We start from the raw sequence: 12,835 nt of genomic DNA on the forward strand, positions 1-12,835 counted from the left end.
AAATACCATATATTTTCAGATCAAGGTATTTTTACCTTCATCTTATTTTTAAAATTCAAAAGTGTAAGAAAGGTTGAATGTTCTTCCTCTTCCTTTATAATTAAATAATTCCGGAAGTCCGTATGTAGAATACAGAACCTGCGAACGCTTGCTCCATATCGTCTGATAATCCGTATTAAATAGATTCTGAATTCCCAGATTGAATTTCCCCCAGTGGAATCGGTATCCTATCATCAGATCTGAGGTATTGTACCCCTCCACCACATTATTAAGCTCGTCTTTCTGTTTGAAATTCTGCAAAGACTGGAATCTGAAAGACCAGCTTTGAATATTATATCCAATATACGTTACCAATTTTGAAGGGGAAGCATTGTAAATTTCCTGCTTCTGCCATTCTCCTTTGTTATCTACTTCAGATTTGATCAGAAGTCCGCTCGCCCCGAAATAAACACCATTGTTTAAAGAATAAGAAACCTCAGCTTCAATTCCCATATTTCTTAATTTCAGATCATTCACAAGAATCTGAAAGGTCTTTTTATCTACGGCAACAGTTTTGTCAGAATTACTCAGGAACCCGGCAATCTGAGCTCTTAAGCCACCTCTGTTGACACGGTAACCCACTTCAAGCTGGTTGGTTTTGATGGCCTGCAGCGGCTGTTCTTTTACATTGATACTTGAGACTACATCCCAGTTTGTTCCCACCAATTTGTACTGCCCTATTCCATAAAATTTAGCAGGATCGGCCAGGCTTGCCCCCTGGGAAAATGTTCCCCATACCTGATGCTGCTCATTGAATTTGTACAGTAATCCGGCATTAGCCAATGTTACATTGTAAGAACTTTCACCGCCGGGAATTGCAGATGCTGAGCTTCCATAGCCCATAGCTACCTGTGTTTGCTGTTCTGAACCTACAAAATCATCCATTTTTACGTTGATATGCTGGTAACGGATTCCTGCATTCAATTGTAACCTGGGAAGAATATTGTATTTGGCCTGAACATATCCTGCATAACTTTGGGAATGATTGGTAGGATACCTTCCCAGACTGTATTTTGTTTCGTTGACTAAACCTCCGCTGGACATGGTCTTTGCGATATCATAAACAGATTGGGTTCCCTCAAATTTTTCAAAATCAAAATCCGCTCCGTACGTAACATTCAGTCCCCGCCATGATTTTGATAGTAAGGCCTTAATTCCTGAATAATAAGTATCCTGCTGTGAAGAAGACATGTAAGGTATTTTCCCGGTCTGTAAAGTGACATTCCCCGGAAATGGATAGAACCCTAATTTTTCAGCACGCGTTGCCAACTGTACATACAGATCCTGTCCGCCTAAAATCCCGTTTGCGTTGTAAGCTACTGTAGCCATGTAACGCTCTGTTCCTACATTTTTATCTGATGAGAAACCATCTCTCATTTCCAGTAGTGAAGCATTTTTTGTAGTGAATGCACTCAGATTTTGCCCCAGATATAAACTCCGGTCTCCATTAAATTTGGAATTGTAATACTGAAGGGAAGCCGTTATTTTATGTTTATTATTGAACTGATATCCTCCTGTAGCAAGGATATCAATTGATTGATTATACTGAAGGTCAGTTTGTGTAATATCTGTAAACAGCTGTTTCTGATCTGCTCCATACACCCCGCCGTTCTGCTGATAAGCTACTCCCAATCTTCCGAAGAACTTGTCTCCTTTAGCTGCAATAGATTGGGCTGCCCGGAAATCATGGTCGTCTTTCCCCATAAATCCGGTACGTACCCCCAATTCTGTTTCGCCGCTGATTCCTTTTTTGGAGGGTGTTTTTGTAATAATATTGATAATTCCGCCTGTGGCATTGCCCCCATAAATAGAGCTTGCTCCTGAAAGCACTTCTATCCTCTCAATATTAAAAGGATCAATAGCATCCAGCTGACGGCTTATGGAACGAATACTGTTCAGAGAAACCCCGTCTATCATTACCAATGCAGAACGCCCTCTCATGTTCTGTCCGTAATTGGTTCTTCCCTGCGGGCCGATGTCCATAGACGGGATCAGAATCGACAGCATTTCCTTGATAGGTACGCCGCTTTTAGCCTGTTCCTGAATTTTTTCTTTTTGTACTACCCAAACGGTTCCGGGTACTTCAGAGATTTTGGTGGGTTTTCTGGAAGCTACAATTACCACATCTTCAATACCTTTAGAGGCTGCAGTGTCTTTAACGGCCTGAGAAAATAACATCCCGGAAGCTAAAAGACCTATGAATGCATACTGCTTTTTCATTCTTTCTATTCAACGTTTTATAATGCGGCAAAGATAATTCTTATTTAGAAAGAATAAAAATAACTTTGTATGAGATTTTCCTTTTTTATAAAATGAGAGCCGGAAGCAGGGAGTTTGAAGTTGTTGATCATGTATAATCAATATACATATTTTTGAGATAAAGGTTTGTACTAAAACAAATAGCTATAAACCGCCTTTTATCACTCCCCTCCTCCAGCATCCAGCTTTTTCCATTTAAAAGCGTAAAATCCCAGCCCAATGAAGGACCAGGATTTTACTGGTAAAAACAAGGTATTTTTATACTGCAGGCCCTGCTGCATCTTTTATCTCTTCCAATAATTTTTTTCTTTCACGAAGTCTTCTTCTGGCAATGACGGATTTACCGCCCAGAACTCTTACAAATCTGAAATACTGGAAACGTTTTGCTCCGAAGTGATGCGTGGCAACATAAATCAGCACGCCGAATCCGACTAAAATAATATATCCGAATATTTTCTTGGTGGCAATAATGATGGCATTGAGCTGAATGACTTTCATATTCGCGGCTACATTCTGAGGAGTAAACGTCATTCCGTCCATATAAACGGCAAGATCACCAATTGCTGTCACCTGAAAACGGTACTGAAACCATGCATAGAGTGTTGAAAAAATTCCTACGGCAAGAAAAGTCCTCCAGACTAACACAAGTCCGATGGCTGCCAGCATTTCATCCATTTCAAGCTTATCCAGTGTGTAAAACCATACGGAGATAAACAGCGAACACATTCCGTATCCTTTTAAAAACATCGGCAGATACCAATTGTCATAACTGAACTCCAGAACCATGGAAAAATACATGATAACAGCATATGCAACCATAGATGCAAAACCGGAAAAAATATACATTTTCAAAGGCTTCTCTTTTTTAAACCAGAAAATTGCCAGAGCTCCGGCCAGTATAATTCCGGGAATCATGAGTACACTCAATCTGGTATTGGTTAATTGATCATATCCCAGTACCCCCACCGCAAAAGTATTCTGAAGAGACGCAGTTCCTAAAAACATTCCCAGCCAGAAAAGCATAAACAACCCATGCTGTACATTATTTTTTGTAAAAATTCTGAATGAAAGGTACGGGCGTTTTAAAGTTAACTGACGGATCGAAAGCAGCGCAAAGCTCACAAAAGCGGCAATGCTTGCATTGATAATATTCTTCGAATTAAACCAGTCCTGCTGTCTTCCAAATGCATACACATACGCCGAAAACATAAAAGTTGAAATGAACAGTAAAATACTGAGCCAATCAATATAGTGAAGAGGGACTTTTAACGCAAAATATTGATCATGCATAAAAATCCAGTGTATTAACGCTAAAATAAAGCATAAAACCGCTGTTAAGAGGTAAAACTGCTGCCAGTTGTAAAGTAAAGCGAACTCAGCGGCATAGTAAGTGGCCACCTGGTTCATTACCAGAACGAATGTGTAGAAAGCCCCATAGAATATACCACGGTTTCCAATCATAACCATTAACGGAAGGAACAGTTCTATAGTAACCATCATCTTCATAAAACCTATCACTAAAGATGTAAAGATGAAAATCATAGGCTGTAAAGTAGTTCCGTTGACATAGCTGAGTGCTCCTAAAAGCACCAGAAGTAAAACCATCTTGTCCCTTACTTTGAATCTCATTTTAATCCTTAGGACAACAGGCATACAGGCCCCCATGCCAATGGTAGTAGCATAGTTAGCCCACATAAAATATTCTGTCATAGCACCGGTACCGCTTACCAGAGAGCTGATATTCCCGGTATACACCCCACCAATTGGCATTACTACAGCAAGCAGTAATACAATCAGCAGCAGCTGTACGGGTTTTGGAACCCAATCGCTATATAATCCTTTGTTGTACATTATTTTTAGGTATAGATTTCAGATATCAGATGTCAGACCTTCAACATTCAGCGTTAGCTTTCCCAAAAACATAATGTCTGGAATCGGATATCTTACATCTTAGTCTTTATTAATATTCACGTTCATATTCATTCCTGCGCTCAGTTTGTCAAGATCTTCTTTTTTGTTGGAAGCTGTAAACTCTATTCTTACAGGGATTCTCTGCTGTACTTTAATGAAATTTCCTGTGGAGTTATCGGTAGGTACACTTGAGTATCTTGATCCGGTAGCTGCGGAAACCGCTGTTACAATTCCTTCGAATTTTTTTCCTCCTAAAGCATCAGCGGTCATAGACATTTTTTCTCCTACTTTGATATTCGGCATCTGGCTTTCCAGGAAGTTGGCGGTTACCCATTTCTGGCCGTTTAAAACAATAGTTGCCACTTGCTGCCCCGGCTGGATCAGCTGCCCTTCAGAAATCGTTCTTCTTCCCATAACTCCATCATAAGGCGCTGTAATAACCGTATATGAAAGATTGATTCTTGCCATATCCAAGGCAGATTTTGTTCTTTTGATCTCAGCATCGTTGATTCCCAATCTGCTTTTCACTTCTGTTGTGGACAGGTTGGCGGATTGTTTCTGGTTCACTAGAGTTTCGTAAGCTGCCTTCTGAGCATCATATTCTGTTTTTACCTGATCGTATTGCTGTCTGGTAACAGCTTCGGCGGCTAAAAGATTTTTGTATCGGTTTAAATTCTGTTCAGCATTCCATAATCTGGCTTTTGCCCCGGCAATATTGGACTGCATGACGTTGATATTGTTAGACACGGTATTTACAGAAGAGCCTGTTGCTGTTTTTTGCGCCAGAGCATTCTGATAAGCCGCTTCTGCCTGCCCTAATTGTGTAAGAATTTCACGATCATCCAGTATTACCAATGTATCTCCTTTTTTTACCCGCTGATGTTCAATAAACTTAATTTCTTTAATATAGGCAGAAACTCTTGTATTGATGGGATTGATGAATTCCTCTACCTGTGCTGCTTCCGTATAGGTTTTGTTTCCGATATGGAAATATTCACGGATTAACCAGAATAATCCAAAACCGATCACCAGAAAAACGATGATATTAGAAATGATGGCTCTGATCTTATTGGTTTTATTTTTCTTTTTTTTGTTTTCTGCTGCGGATGCTGCAGGAGTTGGTGCTGTATTTTGAGTAGTGTGTTCCTTGTTTTCCATTGTGTTGATTGTCAGTTTTAAAAATTAAAGTGTTCCTGTAGATTTCAGAAGGTTGTAATACTGATACAGAACATTGATTTCCGCGTTGGCATAATCAAGTTCCGACTGTAGTTTCTGGTTCTGTGCGTCAATCATTTCTGCCTGTACCGCCAGCTGATTAAGATATTTGGCTTCGGTAATCTTATAGTTTTCTTCCGCCAGTCTTTTGGAATCATTCAGGATATCTGCCTGCTGAATGGCTTCCTGATATTTTGTATAGGCCGCATTCACATCCATATCTACATTCTGCTGTACCAGCGTCATGGCATCATTTGCCTGATTCTTCTGCAGCTCGCCTAATTTCACTTTTTCTTTGGTTTTAAAAAGAGTGTCTATATTATAACTCAAAGAAACACCGGTCTGCCAGCCTCCGGAGTACATATCCAAAACAGGGTTTCTGGTCGTGATCGGTCTTTGCAGCGTGTATCCTCCAAATCCGGCCAGTGTAGGTGCGTTGTCTGTTTTGATAATCTCGATATTCTTATCTGCTACCGCAATATTTTTTTGGGCGGATTTCAGCATGGGATTGCTTTCGTGGGCCAGATCTGTATAATATTCCTTGCCAATTCCGGATTCCTTGTTCTCTAAACTTTCGGTAGGAACAATTTCGGTATCAGAAGGAAGCCCTAAAGCAATATTCAGGTTATAAGTAAGGATTTTTTTATTGTTGGTAAGCGTCAGGATTCCCTGATCCAGATTTTTAATGGCCAGTTCTCCACGAATGACTTCATTTCGGGTCACCATTCCCTGCTGATAAAATTTCTGAATATTTTTAAGACGTTCCAGAGCCAGTTTTTTATTATTTTGAAATACTTCTTCCTGGTTGATGATTTTGTAAACGTCCAGATAATTGGAAATCACTAAAAACTTTACGTCCTGTTTGTTTTTCTCCAGATCCAGTTCGGAAAGCTGTTCGCGCAGCCCTGCCAACTCTATGGATTTATTCACCAGTCCTCCTTTAAAAATAAGCTGTGTGGCCTGCACCGCATATGAACTTCCATAATGCGGCATCGGAACCTTGGTAGAGTTTGAAAAGTCTTTATCAATTGCCACCGCATCCCCTAAATAAAACTGGCTTGCAGAAGCTGTAATGGTGGGAAGTTTCTGAAGCTTAACAACGTTTATATTCTGTTTTGCGATGTCAATATTCTGTGCTGATACTTTGAGCTGCTGATGATTCTGCACAGCAAGTTCCGCCACTTCAGCTGCGGTCATCTGTTTTATCTGTTGTGAAAAAAACAGCGCAGGAAAAGCTGCTATCAGTACAGATAGTGCTGTTTTTATTTTCTTTGTCATTTTACCTTGTTTTACAGATGCAAAGTTAGGTCAACAACAAAATCAATCAAATGTTTGATTTTTGGAAAAAGATGTTCAAATGTAAGATTTTAATTTTCAAACTGGTGCCTGTACTGTGTAGGGCTTACCTCCAGATGTTTTTTAAAAAAATGAGAAAATGAGTATTGATCACTGAATCCGAGAATAGAAGAAACCTCCGAAACCGGTTTACTGGAAGAGTTTAAGAGTACTTTCGCCTCATTAATTACAATCAGGGCAATAATCTGACTTGCCGACTTGCCTGTAATGGCCTTTACCACAGAAGAAAGATGTCTGGTTGTAATTGACTGCCGCTCGGCATAAAACTCAACAGTTCTTTCTGTAAGGTGATGTTCCGCAAGATCGGTAAGAAATACAAATACGATTTCTTCCTGTCTGGACATCTGGTTCATGGAACTGTTATCTTCCTTGGAAATAATGCCTGCCATCTGATAACAGAAAACGGAGAAAAGATGCTCTACCATTTCTTTTTTATAAAGCATATCGGTTTCAGAATCCAGAATGTATTTCAGGAAATTGACACTTTTCCAGACGACTTCCATTTCATCTTCAGGGAAAGGAACTCCTTTGTTCATCTGCTGTCTGAAATAACGGTAGGTAATAAGACGGTTAAATTTTAATGATAAAGCAGCAATAAACTCTCTTTTGTAAGAAACCATCCTGGACTGAAAGTCATCAGTTACTCCCACCACTTCATAAATGGTTTGCGGATCAGTTACCATAAACATATTGGCAGAAACCTCCAGGTCACTGAAATGCTGGCGCAATTTTATAGTTCCGGATTTAATAAAGATAAAAGCAGGATTATCAGGGCGGAAGGGCTTACCAACAGCTATTCGCTCGAAAATATTGTGTTCCGTAAAAATATCGACTCCGAACTTTTCTAAGGCAGACATAAGACAAATGTAAGCAATCTTACCAGTGATTACAAAATTTTATTATTTTAGCATTAATCCAATTTTCCTTCATCATGAGAAAGGTTGATCTATTATTTGCCGAATACAGTAAAAGCCACAGAAACGCGACCAACAAGTTCATTCACTGGATTTGCGTACCCTTAATTTTCTGGGCAATTCTTGGTTTTGCCTCCCTGATTCCATCGCCTCATTTTTGTGCGTCCTATTTCGGATGTGCGAGTATTGTAAGTATTGTGGTGATTATTCTCATCACTTTATTCTATATAAGACTGTCTTTTCTGATTGCTATTGCGATGATTTTGATCATGATGATCATGGAGCATTTCATCTATCTCACTAATATCAGTATAGGAAGGCAGTCATGGATGGTTTACCTGAGCGTATTTATCGTTACCTGGATTTTCCAGTTTTTAGGGCACAAAATTGAAGGAAAAAAGCCTGCTTTCATTAAAGATCTTCAGTTTCTACTTATTGGCCCCATCTGGCTTTTAGGATTTATGCTGAAAAAAGCAGGAATCAGATATTAATCTTCGAGGGCATATACGGCAAAACTTGCCAGCCAGTGATCTCCGCCATAATTTCCCTGAAAAAGCAGCGGCAATCCATTATTCAGAAATACGTCTGCTGTTTTCCTGAATTCCTTTTTCAGTGGATGATTGGCAGGCAGTGCATTCGAAATCCCCTTCATACACCATGCTTTGGAAAAAGACAACCCCACGAGATGAACAGTCTGATAATCGCTCAGATCACTTACTACAGGTATTTTTTCAATATTCTCAAGACTCTTTTTTTCGTAGAAAGCATTCAGCCACTGTACAAATTCTTTTTGAGGAAGCACTCTGCGCATCAGATCTGCAATTTCCAGGCTTGGCGAAAAGAAATCCGACCCATCCGGTTCCAGATAAGCAGGGGTTTTCTGATCTTTTAAGAAAAAGTACTGAGCCTTTTCAATCAGCTGATTTTCAAATTCTTTATCTTTATTAGCTCGTGCCCAATCTATCGCAAATGCCATAGCAAATGCAGTATTGGGGTGAACTCCGGTTCTGTTGGGATAGGTTTGTTTTGGAAGATAGGTTTTCCAGGATTTCAGGATCTGATCAGTAAGCGGTTTCAGATTTTGATGCCATATTTTTGCTTTTGGATGTTCCCAATTCGTCAATTCTTCGTCCAGTTTTAAGATCCAGGCCCATCCGTAGGTTCTTTCAAAAGTTCCCGTTAACTGATACTTTGTAAAATAATCTGCTTCTGTCTTCAGTTTTTCTTTCTGAAAGGATTCATCCAGGATTTTTTCAATCTCTCTGGCATTAGAAAGACCGGGTTTTGTTTTTAAAAGTCTTGCGAGCATCCAATGTCCGTGAACGGAGCTGTGCCAGTCAAAACATCCATAGAAACTTGGGTGGAGATCTTTGGGAGTCAAAGGAACTTCACCGGCATTATTGATAATATGTGCAGTCTTGTTCGGATATTCCTGATTGATACAGTGAAGAGGCTTATCAGACAATTTCATGGCCATTTCGTCTGTAAGTTTCGGAACTTCCTGGGCATACATCAGAAATGGAGAAAACACAAATGCTAAAAGACTTTTTTTCATGAATTAAAAATAAAAATAAATTACCAGTCTCAACAATTTTTCGCCTGTTTTTACGGATATCTTCATATAATGATTGAATACTTTTAAACATTTTTAAATTTAAACTGCCATCAATGTTGGAAATAATCATTTTTGAGCACACTTTTTGATGATTTCCATAAAAAACTAAGCAACCATGACAAAAATTATTTTCCTGTTATCAGGTCTTTTCCTGATCAACTGCAGTAAATCAGGAGGTGAAACATATGAAGCTAAAGCTGATCTGATGGAAGTTTTACCCGAAGAAAAAGCACCTCCCTCTGCGCCTGCCCCCATATCTGCAGCTGTTGTTTCCGAAAAACTACTTCCTGATGAAAACGGAACAAATAAAGAGGTTTATAATCCAAAGAAAACAGATACCATCTCCAAAAAAATCATCAAAAACGGAGATATGAAGATTCAGGTGGGTGATATCAAAAAAGCACAGAACCAGGTGCATGAGCTCATTAAGAAAAACAGTGCTTATATCCAGAAAGAAGAGTTTCAGAATACGGATATGGATGATAATCTTACCCTCATTATCCGTGTGCCCCATAAAAATTTTGATGCACTCATCAATTCTTTTTCGGATGGTATAGGAACTGTTTTGTCTAAGAATATTTCCTCCAGTGATGTAACGGAGGAATATACCGATACCGCCATTAAACTGGCTAACAAAAAAATATATCTTGAAAAATACCGGGATATGCTGAAAAGCGCTGCCACCACGAAAGATATGCTGGAAATTCAGGAAAACATCCGTGAGCTGGAGGATGAGATTGATGTGGCTGAAGGCAGACTTCGCTTTATTGATGACCGCGTGAATTACAGCACCTTGAACCTGTATCTGTACAAAGAGAAAGTAAGAAGCTCTACGACCTCAAAAATTGGTTTTGGAAGCCGTTTTATGGATTCTCTGACTGAAGGCTGGAATAGTTTTGTAAGCTTTCTGCTGGGTATGGTTTCACTGTGGCCGTTCTTTTTACTTATTCCCGTTATTATTGTTCTCTGGAGAAAATGGAAATCAAAGAAAAAAGAGTAAGAGAAATTAATAAAACTCCGGGCATCTTCGATGCCCGGAGTTTTACTGCATTATCAACAATTTAAGCGTTAAAATGATCCTTTACTGTTTCCAGCACTTTCTCATCTGTCATTTTTTGTGAGGTTCCCAAGGTGATATTCAAATCCCTGAACTGAGCTGTATCATGAAGAAAGTGCTTCAATTCCTCCTGAGTTACTCCCGGCCCGGTAATATAAACTTCCTGAGAATTGGTCAGTAATTTTTCAATCTCTTTAAAGAATTTGTTTCTGTTGGTGATTTCAGCGTTATTTCCGGCATTTTCACTGGAGTTGCCGTGCTGTATCTCCGCTTTTACTGGTTTACAAAGGGTAAATTGAGAGACGTTTTGCCCGTCATGATTTTTGGCTACAATGGCTTTTTCTGTGTCAACCCAGATTCCTGCTAATTTTTTATCAGACATAATCATATAATTTTAGTGATGAATGGTAAAAATCAAGAATAATGCAATACTCCTGTTAATAGCTGTTAAATATTTTCCCAATGATCTAAAAAAAGAAAGCCGCTTTACGGGATAAAGCGGCTTAATTTATTTAAAATGATAAAATTATTTTCTGATGGTTTTGGTCATATTGCTTCCATCCTTGTAAAGAATTTTCACAAAATATATTCCAGACTGCAGATTGCTGATATTCATATTGTCTTTTCCCGGATTTGTAAAAGTCATTAGCTGAAGTCCGTGAGGGGTGATGATCTCTATCCTGCTTATTTTACCATAAACGTTTTCTGGTGCTAAATTGATCAGATGTTCAGATACGATCACAGAAAGATCATTGTCTTTATTGCCAATACCTGCTGTTTTACAGTTCTGCCCTTCATTACAATCGCTGACCACTTTCCAAACAGCATTATTTCCCGGTGCTTCTCCCGGATTCGCATACCATTTATTTTCCCAGATTTTACAGGCATGGAAAACCTTCGTGCCTGCTGTTGGATAAGTTTTTGCCGGATTATATTCCTGTGCGCCGCAATAAGTAACCGGACCGCCAGATTCACAGCCGGGTCCTTCCGTGCAGGCACTTACTTCTTCCCAAACCATATTGCTTCCCGGAAGTTCTCCCGGATTCGCATACCATTTATTTTTCCAGATTTTACAGGAGTAGAATACCTTCATTCCGGCAGCAGGATATGCATTGGCGGCATTATACTGCTCCGCTCCGCAGTAAGACTGGCCGTTTCCTGAAGTAACTTTTTTGGTTCTTACTTTTAATTCATTGCTGGCATCGGAGAACTGATCATTCACCGCAATAGATTTTACCGTGTAACTGTATTCTGTATCTTGTGCCAAACCTGTTCGTAAAAAATTGGTTTGTACCGTTTCTCCTACTTTGATTCCATTCTCAAATATTTGATAATTTTTGATTCCCTGCGAGTGCGTAGACGCCATCCACATGAGTGAAACTGAGTTTTCAGTAACTGCCATCGAATGAAGATTGGAAGGGGCAGTTGGTTTTTCAAGTGACCCTTCGGCGGTTGTTTTTACATTGAGCGGTGTACTTTTTCCTGAAGTGAGCCCCGAGGATCCTTTCGCCTGTATCTCATAGGTATAAATAGTATTAGCGCTTAAGCCTGTATCCTGAAATGTAGGTGTACTTACCTGCTGAATATTTTGTCCGTTGCGGAAAACATTATAAGATACTGCATCGGACTGTGGGTTCCAGCTAATTTTAGCAGAAGAACTTGTTACTCCGGTCTGTGTTAATCCTGTAGGAATAGCAGGTGCAGCAACGCCGGTTCCAGAGGTAACGTTAACGTCAATCACATTATAAAATGCATTGGTGGTATCTGCTACATCCCAAACCGCCAAAATAATATGGTAGCCGGTACGGTTAGCTGGAACGGTAATCTGGTGAGAAACATTGTCCTGTGGTGGTGTTCCGTTATGCGCGATGGTACCAATAAGTTCAAGATCCTGACGGGTAATCGGTTTATTTGGATCCCAGCCTTGCTTTGTCATATAATAATGCCATTTTGCAGTGGCATGATATGCCAGGTATTTCCAGATGAATGAATTTATCCCTGTGGTAATATTGGTTTTCTTCCAGCGGTCAGCTGTCTGGATATCCAGTGTAGTATCTCCGCCTATACTTCCGTTAGCGGAAGCAATTTTTCCATCTGCCGGACCCGATGCAGGAAAACCTTTGGGAGCTTCCAGAGATCCGGGTTCATTGATTACAGATCCGTAGATTCCAAATGCTGTGGAATAACCCAGTGATGCCTTATCTAAGCTTCCCTGATATCCTCTTGAAGCAGGGCTTACTACATATCCGTGTGCAGACAGATGAATTAAGGAAGGTATCAGTATGGACATCATAAGGAATACCTGAAAAAAAAATTTGCGTGTCATCATATTTATATATTTAGTGTTGATTGGATTGGGTTAACTGAATAGAATCGTAATTATAAAGTTTTCATTAAAAATCACAGTCAATAAATAAGATTAGTTAATATTTCAATTAAATACATCAATTAACAATTCATAACCTTTTA

10 protein-coding genes are annotated in these 12,835 nt (G+C 39.5%); 2 read left to right on the plus strand and 8 right to left on the minus strand.

Annotation, left to right across the window (positions count from 1 at the left end):
* Positions 1 to 48 precede the first annotated feature (48 nt).
* The 5 genes from BLW74_RS19785 to BLW74_RS19805 all read right to left on the minus strand — a co-directional run bounded on the left by BLW74_RS19785 (position 49) and on the right by BLW74_RS19805 (position 7,637).
* Positions 49 to 2,259 (minus strand): TonB-dependent receptor, encoded by a 2,211-nt coding sequence (locus BLW74_RS19785; RefSeq protein WP_089695496.1) that lies wholly within the window; start codon positions 2,257 to 2,259, stop codon positions 49 to 51.
* Positions 2,260 to 2,556: 297 nt separating this feature from the next.
* The gene (locus BLW74_RS19790; RefSeq protein WP_089695499.1) at positions 2,557 to 4,149 is read right to left on the minus strand and encodes an efflux MFS transporter permease; all 1,593 of its coding nucleotides are present in this window, start codon (positions 4,147 to 4,149) and stop codon (positions 2,557 to 2,559) included.
* 99 nt (positions 4,150 to 4,248) lie between these two features.
* On the minus strand, positions 4,249 to 5,367 hold the full coding sequence (locus BLW74_RS19795) for an HlyD family secretion protein (protein WP_089695502.1): 1,119 nt from the start codon (positions 5,365 to 5,367) through the stop codon (positions 4,249 to 4,251).
* Between the two features lie 24 nt (positions 5,368 to 5,391).
* Positions 5,392 to 6,702 (minus strand): TolC family protein, encoded by a 1,311-nt coding sequence (locus BLW74_RS19800; protein ID WP_089695506.1) that lies wholly within the window; start codon positions 6,700 to 6,702, stop codon positions 5,392 to 5,394.
* A gap of 89 nt (positions 6,703 to 6,791) precedes the next feature.
* Positions 6,792 to 7,637 carry a helix-turn-helix domain-containing protein gene (locus BLW74_RS19805; protein WP_089695510.1) on the minus strand — a complete coding sequence of 282 codons (846 nt, stop codon included), beginning with the start codon at positions 7,635 to 7,637 and terminating at the stop codon, positions 6,792 to 6,794.
* A 74-nt stretch (positions 7,638 to 7,711) separates the two neighbouring features.
* On the opposite strand from BLW74_RS19805, the gene BLW74_RS19810 reads away from it, so the two are divergent.
* The gene (locus BLW74_RS19810) at positions 7,712 to 8,185 is read left to right on the plus strand and encodes an Mpo1 family 2-hydroxy fatty acid dioxygenase (RefSeq protein ID WP_089695513.1); all 474 of its coding nucleotides are present in this window, start codon (positions 7,712 to 7,714) and stop codon (positions 8,183 to 8,185) included.
* Here BLW74_RS19810 and BLW74_RS19815 read toward each other — a convergent pair.
* Complete coding sequence (locus BLW74_RS19815; protein ID WP_089695515.1) at positions 8,182 to 9,249, minus strand: DUF2891 domain-containing protein; 1,068 nt, start codon at positions 9,247 to 9,249, stop codon at positions 8,182 to 8,184. The genes BLW74_RS19810 and BLW74_RS19815 overlap by 4 nt on opposite strands.
* Positions 9,250 to 9,424: 175 nt before the next feature.
* On the opposite strand from BLW74_RS19815, the gene BLW74_RS19820 reads away from it, so the two are divergent.
* Positions 9,425 to 10,309, plus strand: coding sequence for a DUF4349 domain-containing protein (locus tag BLW74_RS19820; RefSeq protein WP_089695518.1), 885 nt, complete (start codon positions 9,425 to 9,427; stop codon positions 10,307 to 10,309).
* A gap of 61 nt (positions 10,310 to 10,370) precedes the next feature.
* Here BLW74_RS19820 and BLW74_RS19825 read toward each other — a convergent pair whose 3' ends face one another.
* On the minus strand, positions 10,371 to 10,748 hold the full coding sequence (locus BLW74_RS19825; protein ID WP_089695521.1) for a hypothetical protein: 378 nt from the start codon (positions 10,746 to 10,748) through the stop codon (positions 10,371 to 10,373).
* A 144-nt stretch (positions 10,749 to 10,892) separates the two neighbouring features.
* Complete coding sequence (locus BLW74_RS19830; RefSeq protein ID WP_089695525.1) at positions 10,893 to 12,695, minus strand: lytic polysaccharide monooxygenase; 1,803 nt, start codon at positions 12,693 to 12,695, stop codon at positions 10,893 to 10,895.
* Positions 12,696 to 12,835 lie beyond the last annotated feature (140 nt).

It is taken from the genome of Chryseobacterium culicis (assembly GCF_900108365.1).
GTDB lineage: Bacteria > Bacteroidota > Bacteroidia > Flavobacteriales > Weeksellaceae > Chryseobacterium > Chryseobacterium culicis.